The organism is Streptomyces sp. NPDC001890 (assembly GCF_042891445.1).
Lineage (GTDB): Bacteria > Actinomycetota > Actinomycetes > Streptomycetales > Streptomycetaceae > Streptomyces.
Window position 1 is genome coordinate 860497 of sequence record NZ_JBIATE010000002.1, and the last position, 20096, is coordinate 880592.

Consider the following 20096-nt stretch of genomic DNA (forward strand, 5'->3'; position numbering starts at 1 on the left):
CGGGGAAAGGGGCCTCGCGCGGTGCATCAGCGTACGGACCGGGCGGTCCGCGAAGAATCCTTCGCGGCTCCGCTGCTCGACGCCGTCCCGCGCCAGCCCGGCCCGGCCGCCCCGCCGCCCTCCTCGCCTCCGGACAGCGGGGCCCGCCGATGGCTGCGGCTGCTGCCGACACCCACCGGTACCCCGTTCACCTTCGGGTATCTGCTGGTGCTGGTCGGCACGTCCCTCTTCATGGAGTTCGCCGATCCCGCCACCGTCGCCGCCGTGCTGCGCGAATCGAGCACGGACGTCGCGCACCTCGGTGAGACCCCGCTGCTCGTTCTGACCGCCAGCGCCCTGTGGGCCGTCGGCGGGCTCGGCTCCCCGATGGTCTTCGTCCTCGCGCTCGTGCTGACCGCGCTGGAACGCCGCATCGGAGGATGGCGGACCGCCGCGGTGTTCGTGCTCGGCCATGTCGTGGCGACGCTCGCCACGGAGATCCCGGTCGGGATCTCCGTGGTCGTCGGGCATCTGCCGGAGTCGTCGCTGCACCGCCTCGACTACGGCATCAGCTTCGGGCTGATGGCGAGCGTGGGCGCGCTCACCGGGCTGTTCACCCCGCTGGTCCGGACGCTGGTGCTCGGCGGTCTGGGCGTGATGCTGGCGAGCGACCTGGTCGACCTGAGCAGCCCGCTCACCGACTGGGGCCATCCGCTGGCGCTGCTGCTCGGCGTGGCCTGCTGGCCGCTGCTGCGCCGGGCCGGCGCGGTCAGGGATGCGGTGAGCAGGGGCATGACGGAGCGGGGCGAGGTGATCAGGGGCGCGGTGCCTTCTCGCCGTGCACCGCGAGGTACTCGGCCGCCAGCCAGGGTGCGAGGTCCTCGATGAGCGTGGCGAGGACGGCCGGATCGGCGGAGGGAATCCGGCCGGCGCGGGCGGCCAGCCGCATCTGCCCGATCCGCTCCGGGGCGTCCGGGTAGTAAAGGGCGAACACCTCGGCGGACTCGGCCAGGTCACTGGTCCAGCCCCGCCACCTCGGCATCACCAGGGTGAAGCCGGACCGGACGATCCGGCGGGCGACCACACGGCACAGGCCGCGGCGTTCGGCGTCCGTGGCCGCCTCGGCGGCCCTGCGCCGCCAGCGGGGCAGGGCCAGGACCAGGTCCCCGTTGGTCTCGCGGGCGAGCAGCGGGGTCGGGCGGTAGTGCGGCAGCCGCCCGGCGAGGTCCTCGCCCAGCAGCGGGGTGCAGAGGCAGGCGAGGAAGAAGCCGAGGTCGTGCCGTTCGAGCTCGCTGGTGACGACGTCGGTACTGGTGAGGAGGGCGCCGACCCCGTCGATCTGCCCGAATTCGGCGTCCAGACCGGCTTCGACGGCACGGGCCGCCGCCTCGTCGGCCGCGGTCGGCCAGGTACGCAGAACCAGCAGCAGATCCAGATCGGAGACACCGGGAACGGCCGTGCCGCGCGGAATGCTGCCGTAGACGTACGCGCTGTGCAGCCGCGTCCCGTCGAACGCCCCGGCGATCCGGGACCGGGCCGCCGCCACCACGGGCGCGAACGCCGAGGGCACCCGGCTCAGCGAGCCCTCCCGCCGGATCGTCCCGTCCTCGTTCAGCCCTCGGCCACCGCTGTCGTCGTCCATGGGGGCACTGTGCCCGCACCTGCGCGACGAACCGAACGATTTACGCGCCTGCCGGGGACCACAGGGCGCCCCCTCAGCTCTTCTGCTCCTCCCGGCGGCGCACCAGCTCGGTGATCCAGACCGGCGCGTACGGGGACGTGCAGTTCGGGGGAGTCGGGTAGTCCTTGAGCACTTCCAGGCGCTCGCCGATGCCGATCGCGCGGGCGCGGTACTCGGCGTGCTCGATCCCGATCTGCGCCAGACAGTGGTTCATCGCCCACTGCAGACGGTCCGGGGCGTCCTTCATCTCCGCCTCGATGACATCGAGCAGCCCCGCGAGGTCGAGCCCGTCGGGCTTCTTCGCCACCCGCTCGGTGGTCAGCGCCCAGCCGGCACTCGCGACCACCGGATCCGGGTCGGCGGACCAGGCCAGACGCAGCTCCTCGGCGTGCGGGCTCTTCTTGACCACGTAGTTGACGAGCCAGTCGTGCACCTTGGGGGCACGCGCCTCGCGCAGCATGGCGTCCAGCTCCTGCCGCCCGAACGCCTTCGGGCGGCAGACCAGGATCGCCAGAAGCCTGGCCGCGCTGTCGCCCGTCGCCCAGAGCCCGCCCGCGAGCTCCTGCTGCGTCTTGAGCCGCTTGGCGAGCGCGCGCAGCTTGCCGAGGTTCACCCCGTGATCGTCGCCGTGCTTCTCGTTCACCCTGCGCGTCTTCGGGTCGTCGAGCTCGGCCAGCTCGGCCATGACCTGCGCCACCGTCGTCGTCCCGGTCACCCCGGCCTCCTGCCCATCGCGCATGGAATTCCAGCGTACGGCCGACGGTCACCGGCCCGCGGGATCGCTCGGAGGGCGATGCGTGCCCCCGTCGGCTCGATGAAGTATTGCGTGTCGGGTGCCGTTTCGTATTGCGTCGGCTCCGATGTCCTAGCTGCGGGGCGAAGAGTTGGGTCGCGCAGAGGCGTGAGGTTTTGTGCAGGACTACTCTTCGTTTTCCGTCCGCTCTGGCAAGGGGCTTTCGGGGTTTGTCAGTGGCGGTTGCGATGCTGTGCCGCATGGACGACGGGACTTTCTGGGCACTTATGGATGGGCTGAGTTGTCGCCCCGGTGACCGGCACGAACGGCTGGAGTGGCTGCGCGGGGAGTTGCGGCGCCGGCCAGCCGCGGAGGGAGTGGAGTTTCAGGCGCGTCTGGAAGCCGCGTGCGCGGCGGTCACCGCGGGTGCACTGTGGCGGGCAGTGGGCCGGATTGAGGGCGGCTGGTGCTCTGATGACGGCTTCGACTACTTCGCGCTCTGGTTGGTGGCCCAGGGGCAGGAAACGTATCAAGCGGTGCTTGCTGATCCGGACGCCCTCGCTGACGTTGCTGGGGTGCGGGCCCTGGTGGGACGGCACCGGCGGGAGTGGTGCGACGACGAGTGGCCGGAATGGGAGGAGCTCGACTATGTGGCCCAGGAGGTATTCGACGAGCTGACGGGCCAGGAGGACGACTGCGGGGAGGCGTTCTGCGAGGCTCTGGAAGCCGTTCAGGAGACATGCGCGGAGTCTGAGGAAGAGATCGACACCGTGGAGGTCACGGTGACGGCTGGGACACCTCGGCTCGATGTCCTCTTCCCCGTGGAAACCAGCTCTTAATCGGTTGTTTCGGGAGCCCGGCGCTTCTTTGTGACTTCTTCGCGCATGAGGTCGTCGGTGCGTGTGCTGTGCCAGATGGTGCCTTCCCACTTCTCGTACTGGTGCTCGCGGTCACGTAGGAGGACCGGTTTGAGGTGACTGTGGAAGAGGAGTGTGCGGCCCTGTTCCCGTCGGCTGCGGCTGAACCACATCGCGCTTCTTTCGTGGCGGGCGAGCCGGTTTGCGGCGAGGCCCGAGAGCCTGCCGTGCATCCGGCTGGGCGTGTAGGTCGTCAGGGGCCGGCTGGGCGGGCGCCAGGAGTCGGCGAGGGACCAGTGCGCGATGGCGTCGCCGCGGCGATCGGGTGGGCTGTAGGGGTAGGTGACCTGGTTGCTGACCTCCGTGAAGAAGCGGGCTTGCTCGGCCTTGGTGCCGTCGGCCAGTTGCCGCCAGTGGGGTGAGGCGATCAGGGGTGCCAGGGCAACGGCCTCGGGATAGACCGCTGCGAACATCCGCGAGGTGCTGTAGTTGATGTGGTCCTGCTTCTCCTGGTCGAACAGGATGAGCAGGTCGATGCGGTCGTCCCAGGTGTCCCAGCTGCCGAATGGGGCCGGGCGGCCGTCCACGGCCCAGATGTGTGCGCAGAGCATGAGGCCGCTCAGCACGGCGTCGTAGGCGGCGGCCCAGCCGTATCGGCTCAGGATGCGCAGGTGCTAGCGCTGGGCGTCGACGACTTCGGGGAGCCGGGTGAGGTCGACGGCGGGGTGGTCGATGTCGGGCGGGCCGATCCAGGTGCGGTGGCGCAGGCAGACGTAGAGGTGGTGGGGCAGGAGCCGGGTCACTTTGCCGCCGGGGTGCCGGGCGTCGCAGCGGTGGCAGCCGGTCTGTGGCTGGTGCCGGAACATCGCCCAATCGGGCTGGGGGCTGCGGAGCTCGGGCATCGCGCCGGCGAGGGCGTGGATGGTGCGTCCGGTGAGTGCTGCGAGGCGTTCGGGGACGACGACGCGGCGCATGCCGCCGGACTTCTCGCGCTCGGTGACCTGTGTCCAGAGGTCGTTGATGTCGAGGCCGTGGAGGGTGGCCAGGCGGCTGATGTAGGAGGCGGGAATCTCGTGCCGGGCGGGCGGGACCGGATCGGGCAGCCGGCGGACGTGCAACAGGCTGCCCGCCTGCGCTTCCTTGCGGGCTTGGCGGGTGCGGTGCGCTTGTTCGACTGCTCGGCCGCGTAGTCGACGGGGACGATGTCCAGCAATTCCTCGGTGATGCGCTCGGTCCCGTCCTCGACAGCGAGGACGGCGCCGCCACGGATGAGTTGGGAAAGACTGCCGATCATGCCGCCGGTGCGATGGAAGAGATACTCGCTCAACCCTGCCAGCGTGCCGGGGGTGTGGTGGTTCAGCCGGAGCGTGGATTCCAAGGTGCCCACCAATGCCCGCCAGGATTCCTGGTCCTCGGTGGTGGCGTGCGTGAACGGTGTGGCGGGGATGACGACGAAGCGTCCGGCGATCTGCCGTCCCCGGGTGCCTGCGAACAGGCCCTTGGACTCGACCTCCATGCCTGCGTAGGCGAAGGTCGCAGGGAGTCGTTCGGCGAAGTACTTCAGCTGATCGGAGGCTTCGGCTCCGGAGCGGGTGGTGAGGGTCAGGTTGTGGATCTCGTCGACGAGTACCAGGTCAACACGGACGTGTGCGGCGGTGGCGCAGACGGCGTCGACGACGTCGGTGATGTCGGCCCGGGATGGGAAGGTCAGCCCGAAGAAGCGGGCGAACTCCATCGCGAGCATCTTCGGGGTGGCCGCCGGAGGAACGGTGACATAGACGACCGGCAGGCGGTTCGCATCGCGCGGGTGTCGTTTGCGGACTGCCAGCTCGTGGGCCCGCCCGAGTTGCGTCAGCGCGGTCGTCTTGCCGGTGCCGGAGCCGCCAGAGAGGATTACGCCGCGGCGGGCGGAGATCTGGTTGCGGTTGAGCTGGATCAGCAGCCTGGAGGTGGCCGTCACTTTGCGGATGACCGGGGTGTTCACCATTGGCAGGTCGGCGTGATACTCGCGGCGCCGTTCGTCCTCGCGCATCCGTTCCTGCGGGCTCAGTGCCGCGCGTCCACCGGCCGTCAGCAGCCGGGGCGGAACCGGCTCATGGCCGATGAAGTGACGCCAGCCCTCCTTGGTGGTCAACGGGTTGTCCGGCGGAACCTCTGCCGCCATGTCAGGCGCGGGCAGGGAGGGCTTGTTCATAGCCACCTTTCGGCCTCGGCGTGGGCGTCGAAGATCCCGAACTCCACCGCCGCCGCAGGCGGCTGGGCCTCGGGCTCCGGTTCGGACGCGGTGTCGATGTCGGTATCGGGCGCCGCAGCGGGCGCGGGGACGGCTCGGGCTGTGCGGGTTCGGGCCGCCACCTTGGCCGACCGGGTGTCCGGGCCGTGCTCGGCGCGGGTGAGCAGGCTGTCCAGGACGCGCGCGACAGCCGTCTCGTTGGTGTCGTCCAGTCCGGCCTCGGCCGCCAGGCGGCGCGCGTGCTGCCAGGTGAAGTCCGCGAACGGCGCGTTCACCAGCGGCCACTGCGTCCAGGGCGCGGTGACCCAGCCGCCCGGTGTGCGGACGAACACCTGAGACAGGTCGTAAGGGTCGTAGTGCACTTCCCACAGACCGCGCTTGGCGGTGATCCCGGAGTGCTCGCGTCGATGCGGCCCCAGGTAGGGGCTGTCGTAGGTGCGGTAGCTGATCTGAATTCCGTAGTCGTTGATCGCCCGCCAGGCCACCGGCATCAACTCCAGGTAGTCCTCGCCGCGCAGCACCAGCGGCAGATAGCCGCAGGCCGCCACCAGTGAGGCGTACTTGTCGTTCGGCGACATCGCCTTCTTCGGGCGGAACGGGTCCCGCAGAGCGCTGTGCGGCCTGGACTGCCACCCGGCCAGCAGCCATTCGTCCAGCAGGTCCTGAAGCTCCGGAACCGTCCAGACGGCCCGGTCCTCCACCCGCTCGCCGCGGCGGGAGACATCCCGGCCGGTGCAGCCGGCCAGGTGCTGGGTGAACAGGCTGTTGATCGAGGAAAAGGTGGCCTCCACGATCGCCTTGTCGGTCGGCGTGTGCGGACGCGACCTCGAACCCCTCCGCCGGAGGCCCGGAGACCCCACCCGGCAATACCCCTAACGAACCTGCCATGACCCACTAACCCGAGCCCGCAACGAAAGGTCAGGCGAAACATGAAGCTGCAAAGCGAAGAGATCCACGTCACAGGACATTGCGTCTTGATCGCTCACGGCGAACACGCCTCGGGGAACAATGGACGGCTCAGGAGCATTGAGTCTGCATAGCTCAACTTGACTGCCGAAGGGGAGATCATGGCTACCGATTCCAATGCGGTCACTCCGCTCGCCCTGCCCGTGCTGCCGCTCGACGACGAGGTCGTGCTGCCCGGGATGGTGGTGCCTCTGGACCTGTCCGACACCGATGTACGTGCTGCCGTGGAGGCCGCGCAGGCCGCGGCCCGGGACGGCGGCGGCAAGCCCGAGGTGCTTCTGGTGCCGCGGATCGACGGTACGTACACCGGCACCGGTGTCATCGGCACCGTCGAGCAGGTCGGACGGCTTTCGGACGGGGATCCGGGCGCGCTCATCCGCGGCCGGGGCCGGGTGCGGATCGGGGCCGGGACCAGTGGGCCGGGCGGAGCGCTCTGGGTGGAGGGGACCCGGGTCGACGCGATCGTCCCCGATCCGCTTCCCGGAGCCGCCGCCGAGCTGGTCAAGGAGTACAAGGCGCTCGCCACCAGCTGGCTGAAGAAGCGCGGCGCCTGGCAGGTCGTGGACCGGGTCCAGCAGATCGAGGACATCTCCGCGCTCGCCGACAATTCCGGTTACTCGCCCTTCCTCACCACCGCCCAGAAGGTGCAGCTCCTGGAGACCACGGACCCGGTCGCCCGGCTGAAGCTCGCCATCCAGTGGCTCGGCGAACACCTCGCCGAGCAGGACGTCGCCGAGTCCATCGCCAAGGACGTCCAGGAGGGCGTCGACAAGCAGCAGCGCGAATTCCTGCTGCGGCGCCAGCTCGAAGCCGTCCGCAAGGAGCTCTCCGAGCTCAACGGTGGGCCTGGTTCCGGCGCAGACGAGTCCGACGACTACCGGGCCCGCGTCGAGGCCGCCGACCTTCCCGGGCATGTCCGCGAGGCCGCGCTCAAGGAGGTCGACAAGCTGGAGCGCTCCTCCGACCAGAGCCCCGAGGGCTCCTGGATCAGGACCTGGCTCGACACCGTCCTCGAACTGCCGTGGAACGAGCGGACCGAGGACGCGTACGACATCCGGGGCGCGCAGCAGGTGCTCGACGCCGAGCACGCCGGGCTCCAGGACGTGAAGGAACGCATCACCGAGTACCTGGCCGTCCGCAAGCGGCGCTCCGACCGGGGGCTCGGCGTGGTCGGCGGGCGGCGCGGCGGTGCCGTGCTGGCGCTGGTGGGGCCTCCGGGCGTGGGCAAGACCTCGCTCGGCGAGTCCGTCGCGCACGCCATGGGCCGCAAGTTCGTCCGCGTCGCCCTCGGCGGTGTGCGGGACGAGGCGGAGATCCGGGGCCACCGGCGTACGTACGTGGGTGCCCTTCCCGGACGCATCGTGCGGGCCGTCAAGGAGGCCGGTTCGATGAACCCGGTCGTCCTGCTCGATGAGATCGACAAGGTGGGCTCCGACTTCCGGGGCGACCCGGCCGCCGCCCTCCTCGAAGTCCTCGACCCGGCGCAGAACCACACCTTCCGCGACCACTACCTGGAGGTCGAGCTCGACCTCAGCGACGTCGTCTTCCTGGCCACGGCCAATGTGCTCGAAGCCATCCCGGAGGCCCTGCTCGACCGCATGGAGCTGGTCAGGCTCGACGGCTACACCGAGGACGAGAAGGTCGTCATCGCCCGGGACCACCTGCTCCCGCGTCAGCTGGAGCGGGCCGGTCTGGAGAAGGACGAGGTGACGCTGGACGAGTCCGCGCTGCGCAAGCTGGCCGGCGAGTACACCCGCGAGGCGGGCGTGCGGAACCTGGAACGGGCCGTCGCCCGGCTGCTGCGCAAGGTCGCGGCCCAGCACGAACTGGGCGACCGCGAGCTGCCGTTCACGGTCACCGAGGCGGATCTGCGCGCGCTGATCGGACGGCCGCACCATGTGCCCGAGTCCGCCCAGGACCCGGCCGAGCGCCGTACCTCGGTGCCCGGTGTGGCCACCGGACTCGCGGTGACCGGCGCGGGCGGCGACGTGCTGTTCGTGGAGGCGTCGCTGGCCGACCCGGAGACCGGGGCGTCCGGACTGACCCTCACCGGCCAGCTCGGCGACGTCATGAAGGAGTCCGCGCAGATCGCGCTGAGCTTCCTGCGGTCGCACGGCGCGGAGCTGGAGCTGCCGGTCGCGGACCTGAAGGACCGCGGCGTGCACATCCACTTCCCGGCGGGCGCGGTCCCGAAGGACGGCCCGAGCGCCGGCATCACCATGACGACGGCGCTGGCCTCGCTGCTCTCCGGGCGGCTGGTCCGTACGGACGTGGCGATGACCGGTGAGGTCTCGCTGACCGGACGGGTGCTGCCGATCGGCGGCCTGAAGCAGAAGCTGCTGGCCGCGCACCGCGCCGGAATCACCACCGTGGTGATCCCGAAGCGGAACGAGGCCGACCTGGACGATGTCCCCGCCGAGGTCCTGGACACGCTGGAGGTCCACCCGGTGACCGATGTCCGCCAGGTCCTGGAGATCGCCCTCGCCCCGGCTGCCGCGGCCAGGCCCGAGGAGAGGATCCCGGCCGCGGCGTGATCGCCACGGCGTGACGGACGTGGCACCACGTACGCGACCGGTACGGACGGCCCGCCTCCCCGGCAACGGGTGGGCGGGCCGTTCCGGGTCCGGGTGGTGCGGGGCGGCAGACGCCTCCTGAACACCCGCCACCATCTCGCCGACGCCCGCCTCACCGAGGAGCAGCGGCGGGAACGCTGGTTCCTGGCGGCGCACCGCGCGCCAGGGGCCCTGCCGGTGCATCGGTGCCTGCTCAGGGGCGGTAGATGGTCCCCGGGACCGGCTCGGCGGGCGCCATCAGCTGCGGGACGGTGACGAAGGTGTAGCCCTGCTTCTTCAGCTCGTCGATGATGCCCGGCACCGCGGGCACCGTGCCCTTGTAGATGTCGTGCAGCAGGATGACGCCGTCCTTGCTCGCCTGGTCCAGGATGCGCTTCTTGATCAGCGCCGAGTCGGTCGTGGAATAGTCCTTCGCCGTGGCGCTCCACAGGATCTGGGAGAGCCCCAGGTCCTTGCTGATGTCCGAGACCGTGTCGTCGGTGCGGCCCTGCGGCGGGCGCATCAGGCGCGGCTTCTTGCCGGTGACGTCCGCTATCGCGTTCTGCGTCTTCTCCAGCTCGGCCCGTATCTCGGCCGGCTTGCGGTCCGTCAGGACCTGGTGGGTCCAGGTGTGGTTGGCCACCTCGTGCCCCTCGGCGGCGATCCTGCGCACGGTGTCGGGGTGCTTCTTGACGTGGTTCTTGCCCAGCAGGAAGAAGGTCGCGTGCACCTTCTTCTCCTTGAGTATGTCCAGCAGGTGCGGGGTGTCCTCGCCCGGTCCCGCGTCGAAGGTCAGCGCTATGCACTTCGCCTTGCGGCAGTCCACCGGGCCGAAGGAGCCCTTGGCGTCGGAGCCGGCGTCGCCGCGCGCCGAGGCGGGCGCCGTGGTCTGCATGGAGCACCCGCTCAGCGTGAGGGTGAGCGCCGTCACAAGGGCGGCGGCCAACCCCGTACCGATGGACTTCATCTTGATGGGCAAGGCGGGTCACTCCTCCGTTGCTGAACAGCTGGTCACGGCGCACGGCCTGTGCGGCAGAGAAGGACTATACACAGCGTGTATACATCGCGTTTATAGAGGGGTCGCTCCCGGGGCGGCGGGCGGCAATCCCTGGTCGCGGGGGCGGAGTCGCGAGGGTGGGGGAAGGCGAGAGCCCCGGCGGGTGACCGACCGGGGCTCTGCGGTGCGAAGCGGTGGGCCGCGAGGGCGCGGCGGGCGGACTCAGCCGTTGGCGAGGGCCTGTACGCGGTCGAGGGCGCCGTTGAAGCGGTCGTGGTCGCCGACGGTGGGGCCGGACGAGGTGTACTGCCACATCGTGTAGAAGCCCCAGCCGGCCGGGAGCTCGCCGACCGTGGAGGCGTAGCGGGCCACCCACAGCGGGTTGGTGGTGCCGAAGCTCGCGTTGTTGCCGGTGCAGGTCTTCCACCAGCTGGTCGCGGTGTAGATGACCGCGTCGCGTCCGGTGCGCGCCTTGTACGTGTTCACGAAGTCGCGGATCCACGAGACCATGCCGGCCGCGGTCTTGCCGAAGCACTGGTCGCCGTACGGGTTCCACTCGATGTCGAGCACGCCGGGCAGCGTCTTGCCGTCCCGCGACCAGCCGCCGCCGTTGTCCACGAAGTAGTTGGCCTGGGTGGCGCCGCTCGTGGTGTTCGGGGTGGCGAAGTGGTACGCGCCCCGGATCATGCCCACGTTGTAGGAACCGTTGTACTGCTGGGCGAAGTACTCGTTCTTGTAGTAAGTGCCCTCGGTGGCCTTGGTGTAGGCCCACTTCACCCCGCTGTTCCAGAGCGTCGACCAGGCGACGTTGCCCTGGTGGCCGGAGACGTCGACGCCTTCGGTCTGGACGGCGCGGGTGTCCCGCGGCAGTCCGCCCTGGCCGTCATGGGCGATGACGCCCATGCCCATCGTGGCCGTGCCGCGGGCGGGCTTCTTGGCGGCCGCCGCGTCCTGGCCGGCGGCGGCGCTCGCCGCGCCGGGCAGGGTGAGGAGGAGCGAGAGGGCTGCGAGCAGGGTCCCGGCCGCTGCGAAGCGGGAGCGGCGGGACGTCTTGGAAGTGGATCTGAGCACCGGCATGGGAGTGCCTCCGAGGACGTGGTGGGGGGACGTGCTGATCCCAGGGGGACGCGGAGCGCACCCCTGCCGGCATGTAATGGTGTGAACATGCCAGGACTGACGCTACGCACGTAGACCCGTGCGGGGAAGGGGGCCTGGTAGCTGCCGTTGGTCTACGCCTACGAAATACTGGCGGAGCTGCGGCGATGACCAGCGGCGAAAGAAATTTTCAGCGACAGGAAAGCTCACGAGGGGTGTTGACGTGCACGGGAGCGAAAGCGGTAGTGAACCCGGCGCGACCGGCGGAAGTGGTGTGGACCACGCATTCCTCGCTCTGGAGCGGGAGTTGGCCGTCTTTCTGCGCCGGGCGCGGTCCAATTCCGGCGAGATGGCGCGCGAGGTCCATCCGGATCTGGAGGCAGCCGCGTACGGACTGCTCGTCCGGCTGGAGTCGGCCGGGCAGCAGCGGGCCACCGATCTGGCGGCCTACTTCGGGGTGGGCAAGGCGACCATGAGCCGTCAGCTGCGCGCCCTGGAGGACCTCGGACTGGTGGCCCGCGAACCCGATCCGGCCGACGGCCGCGCCTTCCTGGTCCGCCTCACCGCCGAGGGGCTGGCCCGCTACCGCAGCGTGCGCGACGCCCGCCGTGAGCGCTATGTCCGCAAGCTCGACGACTGGGACCGGGCCGAGGTGGCCGAACTGGCCCGGCTGCTGCACCACTTGAACGAGCGGGCCGAGGGCTGAAGCGTGCCGGGGCGCGGCCCTGCGGTGCGCCGTCACGGCGCCGCTGTCGAAGAGTCGCTGTGCAGCACCGCTGTCGCAGCACCGCGCAGTCGCTCGTCACAGCACCGCGTAGACCGCCGTCGCGTCGTCATGGGTCTTGCCGCGGCGCAGGTGTGTGCGCCCGGTGTCCGCGTCCTCCAGGGCCCTGACCCGGTCGATCAGCCCCTGCGTCCCGTCCTTGTGGAGGATTCCGAGGCAGTCCGCCCAGTCGCCCTCGTGGAACATCTCGGTCCAGCGGGCCGCCCCGTCGGTCAGCGCGGCGATCGCCCGCACCCGGTCGCGCGGGGTGTGCCCGGTGATCGCGCGGGCCGCCACGGAAGGGTCGGCGGCGGCGGTGAAGAAGCCGCCCTCCTTGTTCCGGAAGGAGTCGGCGAGGGCCTCGGTGCGCAGCGAACCGGGCGGCAGGCGGTCGAGCCGGTCGTCGAGCAGGGGGCGCACGCTCCCGTCATGCGCCTCGAACAGGAGTACGGAATCGGAGAGCACCAGATGCTCGACCCCGTGGTCGTCCCAGCGCGCCATGACGACCGTCGCCTGAGGCGTACGCACGTGAGAAAGGTCACACAGGGAACGGTGCGTGTCGGCGGTGCGCCGGATGGACGTCTCCAGGATCTCCTGAAGAGTCAGATCCCGTCGCGAACCGGACAGTTCGATCAGTGCGCCGCCCAGCCGGGCGGTGAACCAGGTGACCGAGTGCACACAACCATCATCACCCCGGGGCGGTGTCACCCCGTCGAGCACGACCAGTACTCCACCTCGGCCGGAAGCGGGGAGCGAGGTGGCGGCCCAGTCCTCGTTCGGGCGTTCCGGGCTGCCGGCGACGGTGGCCAGTTCGATGCGCATGCGACCAGTCTGCACGGCGCCTTCACGAGCCCTGCACTCGGCCGGTATTGGCCTGTACCAGCAGGTCACGTGAGCGGCTGGAGCGGAAGGAGCGGCTCCGTTGGGTGTGCGGGCGGGCATCCTGCCAAAGCCTGCGCGGAAGTTCCAGCCCAAGTGCCAGGTGTGGCCGAGGTGCCTCCAGGGCAAACTTGTTCGCCAACTCTGGAGTGATGTTCACTCGTTCAGGTGGCGGAGTGGTTGATGCACGCCCCCCTCTCAAAAGCACTGGAATGGTCAGAAGCCGTACCAGGGGTCGGGGCGCTCGTTACATGTGACCGTGCGTCACCTCTGCTTCAAGGGCGAACGAGTCAAGATTGCGAGCACCGGTGCAGAAGAAGCGGCCTCGGAGCAAGGGCGGCAAGCAGAGCGGTTCCGGGGTGACGCCACCGGCACCTGCCGAGAGCGGGAGCACCCGGCGCCCCGTGCGGGTGCGGAGCCGGCTGGTCGCCGGTGTCGCGGTGGTCGGCATCACGGTCATCGGCGCGGGCACCCCCGCGATCCTCGCCGCCTCCTCCGAACTGAACGAATCGCAGCGGCTGGTCACCCTCGCCGAGCTGAACCAGCAGGCCATCGCCCTCGCCCACGCCCTCGCGGACGAGCGCGACGAGGTCACCGCCCGGATCGCGTCCGGAAGTGACGAGGCGTCCGGCGGCAAGGGCGACTCCCGCAGCCGCAGCGCCCGCGTCGACCAGCAGGTCGACGAGATCCGGCCCACGGCCCCGGCCGCACTGCGCCGGGACCTCTCCGCCATCCCGTCCCTGCGCCGCGACGCGCTCAGCGGCAAGGGCACGGCCCTGGAGGCCCACCAGGCCTACTCCGAGGTCATCGCCAAGCTCCACGCACTCGCGGACGAACTCGCCGAGAAGACCCCGCCGCGCGCGGCCGAGGCCACCCGCGCCCCGCTCGCCCTCGGCCAGGCCACCGAGCAGGCCTCCGCCACCCGCGGACTGCTGATCGCCGCGCTCTCGGTACCCCGCAAGGTCGCCGTCCCGCAGCTCGACCCGGTGACCGGGCTGCCGGTGCCGACCCAGGACGGCGGCAGCGACAAGGACGACCGCACCCGTGACGAGCTGAGCGCCGCCGCCCAGCAGTCCCGGGTCCGCGAACTCGCCGCCCTCGCCGACTTCGACCAGGCCGCCGGCTCCACCGCCCGCGACAAGCTGTCGTCCACCGTCACCGGGCCCGAGGTCAACAGCGCGGAGAAGTACCTCAACACCCTCACCGACCGCCCCGAGCTGTCCGACTCCGACCAGCGGACCAGCAGCAAGAAGGCCGACGCGGCGCTCTCCGCACGGATCGACCGGATGCGGAGCGTCGAATCCGCGCTCGGCACCGAACAGATCCAGAGCCTGGAGCAGCTGCGCGACGACGACGTCACCGCGCTCGAACTGCGCATCGCGCTGCTCGGCGGCTGCCTGCTGATCGCCGTCGGCGTCTCCACCGCGGTGGCCCGCACCCTCACCCAGCCGCTCGCCGTGCTGCGGATCGGCGCCGCCCGCCTCGCCACCGAGCCCGACACCGCCGAGCCGATCCGCTACACCGGCCGCAACGACGAGTTCGCCCAGGTCGTACGGTCCCTCAACGGCCTGCACGGCAGGCTCCAGGGGCTCCTGAGCGAGTTCAACGGCCGCTACGAGACCCTCCGGGCCGAGCACGGGGAGCTGCTCGCCGGTCGCGAGGCCCTCACCCTCCAGCGCGCCGAGCTCCAGGTCGTGGCCTCCGACCTGACCGCCCAGCTGGAGCGGCTGAAGAACACGGTCCACCACACCTTCGTCAACCTCTCGCTGCGCACCCTCGGCCTCGTCGAGCGCCAGCTCGGGGTCATCGAGAGCCTGGAGGAGCGCGAGCACGACCCGGAGCGGCTCGCCACCCTCTTCAAGCTCGACCACATGGCCACCGTCATGCGCAGGCACAGCGAGAACATGCTGGTCCTCGCGGGCGCCGAGCACGGCCACGGGCACGCGGGGCCGATCCCGCTGGTCGACGTGTTGCGCGCGGCCGTGTCGGAGATCGAGCGGTACGAGCGGGTCACCATCCAGTCCCTGCCGCCGCACGCCCAGATCGCCGGCTTCGCCGCCGACGACCTCAGCCACCTGGTCGCCGAACTCCTGGAGAACGCCACCTCCTTCTCCCCGCCCGACTCCCACGTCCAGCTCTCCGGCTGGCTGCTGGAGAGCGGCGAGGTGATGCTCTCCGTCCAGGACGAGGGCATCGGGATGTCGACCGTACGGATGGGCGAGCTCAACACCCGCCTCGCCGACCCCAAGCTCTTCGAGGTGGGGGACCAGGGCGCGGACGGGGCGGGCCTGGGCCTCCAGGTCACCTCCCTGCTGGCCGCGCGCCACGGCGTCCGGGTCGAGCTGCGCGAGCACAAGGGCAGCGGGGTCACTGCGGTCGTCGTGCTTCCGCAGGCCCTGCTGCCGAAGGCGCCCCCGGCCGCCGCCCCGCCGCCGGTGAAGGTCCCCGGGGACGCCCCTTCGCTGAACCTGCCGGGGTCGGTCGCCGAGGCCAACTCCAACGCGCTGCCGAGCCGGACCCTCGCGCCGTCCGGCGACCCGCTGATCGCCGCCGCCGAGCAGACGATCCGCGAGGCGCAGGCCGAACCGGCCCCCGCCGCCGCCCCCGAACCCGCCGTCGTCCCCGAGCCCGAGCCGGCCCGGGCGCAGGCCCCCGCCCCCGCCCCGGCCCCGGCCGAGACGGAGGCCGAGGTCACGATGCAGGTCCGGCTCCCGGTGGTGCCGGAGTCCGCGGACGCCCCCCGGGCCGAGGCCCCCGACCCGTACGCCATCGGCCCCGACCGCCACGAGCGCGCCGCGGACGGCACCCCGGAGCCGCACCCGGCCGCCCCGGCGCACACCCCCGTGGCCGACGCCCTGCCCGGCCCCCGGCAGCCGGAACAGCAGCTCCAGCCCCAGGCCGAGCCCCGGCAGCCCGCCGAACGCATCACCGACAAGGGGCTGCCCAAGCGCACCCCCAAGGTCGTCAAGCCCGCCACGGCACCCACGGCCGAGCGCACGGGCAGCCTGGACAAGGAGGCGCTGCGCCGGCGGCTCGGCGGCTTCCACCAGGGCGCGAAGGACGGCCGCCGGGACGTCGAGGCGGAGATCGCCGAAAGCACGGCCACCGGGACGTTCCCGGGAGTCGCCGTACCCGGCGCACGCCCCGCACGGACCGAACACAGAGAGGCGGCCGGCCTCGATGGCGGCCGGACCGATCGGACGGACGAGACGGGGGACACAGTCGAGGAGGCACGCAGTTGACTGCGCCCAGCACATTCGGGCTGAGCACCGAGGCCCGTAACCTTCACTGGTTGCTGAGCAATCTCGTGGAGGAGGTGCCAGGGGTCCACTCGGTCACCGTCGTCTCGTCCGACGGACTGATGCTGCTCTCCTCCGACCCCGGCCATCTGATCGCCCGGACCGGCGGCCAGGGCGGCCCCAGGGGCTCCAGCGCCGACCTGGCGACCATCGTCTCCGGCATCGGCAGCCTCACCATCGGCGCCGCCAAGCTGATGGACGGCGGAGGCGTCAAGCAGACGATGGTCGCCATGGACGAAGGCAGCGTCTTCGTCATGTCGATCAGCGACGGCTCGCTCCTCGGCGTGCACGCCACCCCGGACTGCGACATGAGCGTCATCGCCTACCACATGGCGCTCTTCGTCGGCCGGGCCGGACACGTACTCACCCCCGAACTCCGCAGTGAACTGCGCAAATCGATGGAGAGCACCCAGTGAAGCCCGCTGCTGAAACCGCCCGCAGGCTCCCCGTCCGCGGGGCCGACCGAAGGCCCGCACGGGTCCGTCCGTACTCGCTCACCGGCGGACGCACCCGCTTCGGCCACGTCCTGCTCGTCGAGACGTTCGTCGCCGCGCTCGAAGCGCCCGAGGAGCGCCGCGAGCTGACCAAGGGCAACCTGGGCCGCATCATGCCGGAGCTCCAGGCCATCGTCGAAATCTGCCGCCGGATGCGTACCGTCGCGGAGATCTCGGCCCTGTTGAAGATGCCGCTCGGCGTGGTCCGGGTGCTGCTCAGCGACTTGGCCGATCAAGGAAAGATCCGCGTGTACGGAACCGGTCACGGCACCGGTCAGCCCGACCGCGCACTGCTCGAAAGGGTGCTCAATGGACTCCGCCGTCTCTGAGTCGCCGCTCTTCGCCCCGCGTCAGCCGGGCGCCAGGGACCAGGCCGATGAATCGCTCCAGGCCTGGCAGTTGGACCACACCCGGGCCCCGATCGCCACGAAGATCGTGGTCGCGGGCGGCTTCGGCGTGGGCAAGACGACCTTCGTGGGCTCGGTCTCCGAGATCACCCCGCTGCAGACCGAAGCGATGATGACCCAGGCCAGCGAGGAGACCGACGATCTCTCCGCGACGCCCGACAAGGTCACCACGACCGTCGCGATGGACTTCGGCCGGCTCACGCTCGACGACGACCTCGTGCTGTACGTGTTCGGCACACCGGGCCAGCAGCGCTTCTGGTTCATGTGGGACGACCTGGTGCGCGGCGCGATCGGCGCCGTGGTGATGGCCGACACCCGCCGGCTCGCCGACTGCTTCCCCGCACTCGACTACTTCGAGAGCTGCGGGCTGCCGTACATCGTGGCCGTCAACCAGTTCGAGGGAACGCCCGGATTCGAGGTCGAGGACGTACGGGAGGCCCTGACCGTCCCCTCGCACGTGCCCGTTGTGATCATGGACGCGCGTAACAGGATCACCGTCGTCGAGTCGCTGCTGGCCCTGGTCGGCCACGCCCTGGACGCCACCCCCGCGTAGGCCCTGTCCGCCGGACAGGCCCTGGATCACATACAACGGAGAACCGCGATGCGGAAGATACTCATAGTCGGAGCCGGCCAGTCCGGGCTCCAGCTGGCCCTCGGGCTGCAGTCCAAGGGTTACGAAGTCACCCTGATGTCCAACCGCACCGCCGACGAGGTCCGCTCCGGCCGGGTCATGTCGACGCAGTGCATGTTCCACACCGCGCTCCAGCACGAGCGTGACTACCAGCTCAACTTCTGGGAGTCCCAGGCCCCGCGCATCGAGGGGCTCGGCGTCTCCGTCGCGGCGCCGGACTCCTCGCGCGCCGTCGACTGGGTCGGCAAGCTGGACGGCTTCGCCCAGTCCGTCGACCAGCGCGTGAAGATGGCCGGCTGGATGGAGACGTTCGCCCAGCGCGGCGGACAGCTCGTCATCCACGGCGCGGCCGTCTCCGACCTGGACTACTTCTCCCGCACCTACGACCTGGTGATGGTCTCCGCGGGCAAGGGCGAGCTGGTCTCCATGTTCGGCCGGGACGCCTCCCGTTCGCCGTTCGACGCCCCGCAGCGCGCCCTGGCCGTCGCCTACGTCCACGGCATGGGCCAGCGCCCGGAGCACCCCGACTTCGACGCGGTCCGCTGCAACCTGGTCCCCGGCGTCGGCGAGCTCTTCGTGATGCCGACCCTGACCACGTCCGGCCGCGCCGACATCCTGTTCTGGGAGGGCGTCCCGGGCGGCCCGCTCGACGTCTTCCAGGGCATCAAGGACCCGTCCGAGCACCTGGCGAAGACGCTGGAGCTCATGGAGCGGTTCACGCCGTGGGAGTACGCCCGTGCCACGAAGGTCGAACTGACCGACGCCAACGGCACCCTGGCGGGCCGCTACGCACCGACCGTCCGCAAGCCGATCGGCCGGCTGCCCGGCGGCGGTCTGGTCCTCGGCGTCGCGGATGTCGTCGTCGCCAACGACCCGATCACCGGCCAGGGCTCCAACTCGGCCTCCAAGTGCGCCAACGCGTACCTGGACTCGATCATCGAGCACGGTGACCGGGAGTTCGACGCGGACTGGATGCAGGCCACCTTCGACCGCTACTGGGACACCGCCCAGCACGTCACGAAGTGGACGAACGCCATGCTCGGCGTGCCGCCGGAGCACGTGCTGAACCTGATCGGCGCCGCCGGCCAGCTCCAGCCGGTCGCCGACCGCTTCGCCAACGGCTTCAACAACCCGGCGGACTTCGAGAACTTCTTCTTCGACCCGGAGAAGACCAACGCGTACCTCGCCGAGGTCACCGGCGCGGCGTAAGCGCCCGGTCTCCCGAGCAGCGGCTCGACATTGGTCGACGTCGGCGTCCGCGGGCCGTCCTGACGGCCCGCGGACGGCCCGGCCGTCGCCTACTTCCTGGCGGAGGAGGGGGCCGACGAGGAGCTGTATCCCGCGTCCGAGCCCGCCGAGGCCCCCTGCGGGAGCCGTGGCGGCTGGTACGAGGACAGCGCCGCGCTCCGCGGGTCGGGCCGTACGGCGCCGAGCAGCGGATTCGACGCGAGTGGTGAGACCTTCACCTTCGTGCCCGGCCGGGGCGCCTGCACCACTTGGCCGTTGCCGATGTACAGCGCCACATGGGTGGCCTTCGGGAAGTAGATCACCAGGTCACCGGGGCGCAGCGCGTTCACCGGCACCTTCCGCAGCTGCCGCCACTGCTCCTGCGAGGTCCGCGGAATGACCTGGCCGGCCTTCGCCCAGGCCCGCGAGGTGAGCCCCGAGCAGTCGAACGAGTCGGGCCCCTCCGCGCCCCACACGTACGGCTTGCCGACCTGCGCGATCGCGTACTTCACCGCCTCCCCGCCCGCTTCGGACGGCGACCGGGTCGAGGACAGCGCCCCCGAGGCGGCCAGGGCGCCCTGCGCCTTGTCCACGTCCCGGTTCTCCAGCCGGGACACCTCGGTGAGCTGCGAGGCGGTGAGCTTGGCCAGCATCGACTCGACGGCCTTCAGCCGTGCCCGGACCGTGTCCCGCTGCTTCTTCTGCTTCTTGGCCAGGACCTGCTGCCGGTCGAGCACCTTGCGGGACTTGGTGGCCAGTTCGTCGGCACGCTTCTCGGCCCCGGTGAGCCGCTTCACCGTCGCGGCCCGTGCGGTCGCCGCACGCCGGATCACATGTTCCTGGTCCAGCAGGTGTTCGGGATTCCGGGACAGCAGGAGCCGCATGTACGCGGAGAAGTCGGAGCGCCCCTGATACTGCTCCCGGGCCAGCTGCCCGGCCTCACCGTGGCTGTCGGCCAGCGCGGTCCGGGCGGCGACGAGCTCGGCGTCCAGCTTCTTCGCCTGCGCCGCGCGCTTCTTCAGCTCCGCGTTGGTCCCGTTGTACGTCTCGGTGGCCTCCTCGGCCTGCTGGTACAGCTTCCTCAGCTCGGACAGGAGCTGCGCGACGCTCCTGTTCGCGCCCGCGGCCGGCTCCGGGTCCGGGGCCGCGGCGGCCGTCGGCGAGGCCACGACGAACGCGGCCAGGGCCGCGGTGCAGACCGTACGCAGGACTCCGCCCGACACGACATCACCTCCGATGACGGGGCGATCATGGGACTACCCCATAAGTGAGCGCAACGGGACAATACGTTCACTCGATGTCG

The 20096-nt window shown here is 70.7% G+C and carries 19 protein-coding genes; 9 read left to right on the top strand and 10 right to left on the bottom strand.

The genetic code is table 11. The annotated features are described in order from the left end of the window. The first annotated feature begins 21 nt into the window (after positions 1 to 21). On the top strand, positions 22 to 867 hold the full coding sequence (locus ACFYY1_RS10075) for a rhomboid-like protein (RefSeq protein ID WP_388583024.1): 846 nt from the start codon (positions 22 to 24) through the stop codon (positions 865 to 867). Here ACFYY1_RS10075 and ACFYY1_RS10080 read toward each other — a convergent pair. Both ACFYY1_RS10080 and ACFYY1_RS10085 read right to left on the bottom strand, forming a co-directional pair. Further along, positions 794 to 1621, bottom strand: a complete 828-nt coding sequence (locus ACFYY1_RS10080) for a nucleotidyltransferase domain-containing protein (protein WP_388583026.1) — start codon at positions 1619 to 1621, stop codon at positions 794 to 796. The two genes, ACFYY1_RS10075 and ACFYY1_RS10080, sit on opposite strands and share 74 nt — an antisense overlap. A gap of 73 nt (positions 1622 to 1694) precedes the next feature. Beyond that, complete coding sequence (locus tag ACFYY1_RS10085; RefSeq protein WP_388583028.1) at positions 1695 to 2399, bottom strand: DNA alkylation repair protein; 705 nt, start codon at positions 2397 to 2399, stop codon at positions 1695 to 1697. 254 nt (positions 2400 to 2653) lie between these two features. Here ACFYY1_RS10085 and ACFYY1_RS10090 point away from each other — a divergent pair, with 254 nt between their 5' ends. Further along, positions 2654 to 3232 carry a DUF4240 domain-containing protein gene (locus ACFYY1_RS10090; RefSeq protein ID WP_388583030.1) on the top strand — a complete coding sequence of 193 codons (579 nt, stop codon included), beginning with the start codon at positions 2654 to 2656 and terminating at the stop codon, positions 3230 to 3232. On the opposite strand, the gene ACFYY1_RS10095 is transcribed toward ACFYY1_RS10090, so the two are convergent. From ACFYY1_RS10095 to ACFYY1_RS10110, 4 genes are all read right to left on the bottom strand, one after another. Continuing rightward, positions 3229 to 3861, bottom strand: a complete 633-nt coding sequence (locus ACFYY1_RS10095) for a hypothetical protein (protein ID WP_388583031.1) — start codon at positions 3859 to 3861, stop codon at positions 3229 to 3231. The two genes, ACFYY1_RS10090 and ACFYY1_RS10095, sit on opposite strands and share 4 nt — an antisense overlap. A 63-nt stretch (positions 3862 to 3924) precedes the next feature. Beyond that, positions 3925 to 4053 (bottom strand): hypothetical protein, encoded by a 129-nt coding sequence (locus ACFYY1_RS10100; RefSeq protein WP_388583032.1) that lies wholly within the window; start codon positions 4051 to 4053, stop codon positions 3925 to 3927. Beyond that, complete coding sequence (locus ACFYY1_RS10105) at positions 4050 to 5444, bottom strand: TniB family NTP-binding protein (RefSeq protein WP_388583034.1); 1395 nt, start codon at positions 5442 to 5444, stop codon at positions 4050 to 4052. Before ACFYY1_RS10105 ends, ACFYY1_RS10100 begins: the two co-directional genes overlap by 4 nt. After that, positions 5441 to 6274: a Mu transposase C-terminal domain-containing protein gene (locus ACFYY1_RS10110; protein ID WP_388583036.1), complete on the bottom strand. Its 834-nt coding sequence runs from the start codon at positions 6272 to 6274 to the stop codon at positions 5441 to 5443. Before ACFYY1_RS10110 ends, ACFYY1_RS10105 begins: the two co-directional genes overlap by 4 nt. A 276-nt stretch (positions 6275 to 6550) precedes the next feature. Between ACFYY1_RS10110 and lon the strand changes: the two genes are divergently transcribed. Next, positions 6551 to 8983 (top strand): endopeptidase La, encoded by a 2433-nt coding sequence (lon, locus tag ACFYY1_RS10115; protein WP_388583038.1) that lies wholly within the window; start codon positions 6551 to 6553, stop codon positions 8981 to 8983. A 232-nt stretch (positions 8984 to 9215) separates the two neighbouring features. On the opposite strand, the gene ACFYY1_RS10120 is transcribed toward lon, so the two are convergent. Beyond that, positions 9216 to 9968 carry a polysaccharide deacetylase family protein gene (locus ACFYY1_RS10120; protein ID WP_388583490.1) on the bottom strand — a complete coding sequence of 251 codons (753 nt, stop codon included), beginning with the start codon at positions 9966 to 9968 and terminating at the stop codon, positions 9216 to 9218. A 252-nt stretch (positions 9969 to 10220) separates the two neighbouring features. Then, positions 10221 to 11075, bottom strand: a complete 855-nt coding sequence (locus tag ACFYY1_RS10125) for a lysozyme (protein WP_388583040.1) — start codon at positions 11073 to 11075, stop codon at positions 10221 to 10223. A gap of 241 nt (positions 11076 to 11316) precedes the next feature. Between ACFYY1_RS10125 and ACFYY1_RS10130 the strand changes: the two genes are divergently transcribed. Beyond that, the gene (locus ACFYY1_RS10130; protein ID WP_266729725.1) at positions 11317 to 11799 is read left to right on the top strand and encodes a MarR family winged helix-turn-helix transcriptional regulator; all 483 of its coding nucleotides are present in this window, start codon (positions 11317 to 11319) and stop codon (positions 11797 to 11799) included. Positions 11800 to 11895: 96 nt separating this feature from the next. On the opposite strand, the gene ACFYY1_RS10135 is transcribed toward ACFYY1_RS10130, so the two are convergent. Beyond that, positions 11896 to 12678 (bottom strand): protein phosphatase 2C domain-containing protein, encoded by a 783-nt coding sequence (locus ACFYY1_RS10135; RefSeq protein ID WP_388583042.1) that lies wholly within the window; start codon positions 12676 to 12678, stop codon positions 11896 to 11898. Positions 12679 to 13043: 365 nt separating this feature from the next. On the opposite strand from ACFYY1_RS10135, the gene ACFYY1_RS10140 reads away from it, so the two are divergent. From ACFYY1_RS10140 to ACFYY1_RS10160, 5 genes are read left to right on the top strand one after another with little or no spacing between them, the layout of a single operon-like run. After that, positions 13044 to 15977, top strand: coding sequence for a nitrate- and nitrite sensing domain-containing protein (locus tag ACFYY1_RS10140; RefSeq protein ID WP_388583043.1), 2934 nt, complete (start codon positions 13044 to 13046; stop codon positions 15975 to 15977). Continuing rightward, a complete protein-coding gene (locus tag ACFYY1_RS10145) occupies positions 15974 to 16450 on the top strand; it encodes a roadblock/LC7 domain-containing protein (protein ID WP_383715133.1) in 477 nt (158 codons plus the stop codon). Before ACFYY1_RS10140 ends, ACFYY1_RS10145 begins: the two co-directional genes overlap by 4 nt. Next, the gene (locus ACFYY1_RS10150; protein ID WP_388583045.1) at positions 16447 to 16857 is read left to right on the top strand and encodes a DUF742 domain-containing protein; all 411 of its coding nucleotides are present in this window, start codon (positions 16447 to 16449) and stop codon (positions 16855 to 16857) included. Before ACFYY1_RS10145 ends, ACFYY1_RS10150 begins: the two co-directional genes overlap by 4 nt. Next, on the top strand, positions 16838 to 17488 hold the full coding sequence (locus tag ACFYY1_RS10155) for an ATP/GTP-binding protein (RefSeq protein ID WP_388583047.1): 651 nt from the start codon (positions 16838 to 16840) through the stop codon (positions 17486 to 17488). Before ACFYY1_RS10150 ends, ACFYY1_RS10155 begins: the two co-directional genes overlap by 20 nt. Positions 17489 to 17536: 48 nt before the next feature. After that, positions 17537 to 18775, top strand: a complete 1239-nt coding sequence (locus ACFYY1_RS10160; protein ID WP_388583049.1) for a styrene monooxygenase/indole monooxygenase family protein — start codon at positions 17537 to 17539, stop codon at positions 18773 to 18775. A gap of 89 nt (positions 18776 to 18864) precedes the next feature. On the opposite strand, the gene ACFYY1_RS10165 is transcribed toward ACFYY1_RS10160, so the two are convergent. Next, the gene (locus tag ACFYY1_RS10165; RefSeq protein ID WP_388583051.1) at positions 18865 to 20016 is read right to left on the bottom strand and encodes an NlpC/P60 family protein; all 1152 of its coding nucleotides are present in this window, start codon (positions 20014 to 20016) and stop codon (positions 18865 to 18867) included. Positions 20017 to 20096 lie beyond the last annotated feature (80 nt).

Coding starts and splice junctions, on each gene's coding strand:
- ACFYY1_RS10080 (WP_388583026.1), bottom strand. CDS start 1,621: ATGGACGACGACAGCGGTGGCCGAGGGCTGAACGAGGACGGGACGATC.
- ACFYY1_RS10085 (WP_388583028.1), bottom strand. CDS start 2,399: ATGCGCGATGGGCAGGAGGCCGGGGTGACCGGGACGACGACGGTGGCG.
- ACFYY1_RS10090 (WP_388583030.1), top strand. CDS start 2,654: ATGGACGACGGGACTTTCTGGGCACTTATGGATGGGCTGAGTTGTCGC.
- ACFYY1_RS10095 (WP_388583031.1), bottom strand. CDS start 3,861: ATGCTCTGCGCACACATCTGGGCCGTGGACGGCCGCCCGGCCCCATTC.
- ACFYY1_RS10105 (WP_388583034.1), bottom strand. CDS start 5,444: ATGAACAAGCCCTCCCTGCCCGCGCCTGACATGGCGGCAGAGGTTCCG.
- lon (WP_388583038.1), top strand. CDS start 6,551: ATGGCTACCGATTCCAATGCGGTCACTCCGCTCGCCCTGCCCGTGCTG.
- ACFYY1_RS10120 (WP_388583490.1), bottom strand. CDS start 9,968: ATGAAGTCCATCGGTACGGGGTTGGCCGCCGCCCTTGTGACGGCGCTC.
- ACFYY1_RS10125 (WP_388583040.1), bottom strand. CDS start 11,075: ATGCCGGTGCTCAGATCCACTTCCAAGACGTCCCGCCGCTCCCGCTTC.
- ACFYY1_RS10135 (WP_388583042.1), bottom strand. CDS start 12,678: ATGCGCATCGAACTGGCCACCGTCGCCGGCAGCCCGGAACGCCCGAAC.
- ACFYY1_RS10155 (WP_388583047.1), top strand. CDS start 16,838: ATGGACTCCGCCGTCTCTGAGTCGCCGCTCTTCGCCCCGCGTCAGCCG.
- ACFYY1_RS10160 (WP_388583049.1), top strand. CDS start 17,537: ATGCGGAAGATACTCATAGTCGGAGCCGGCCAGTCCGGGCTCCAGCTG.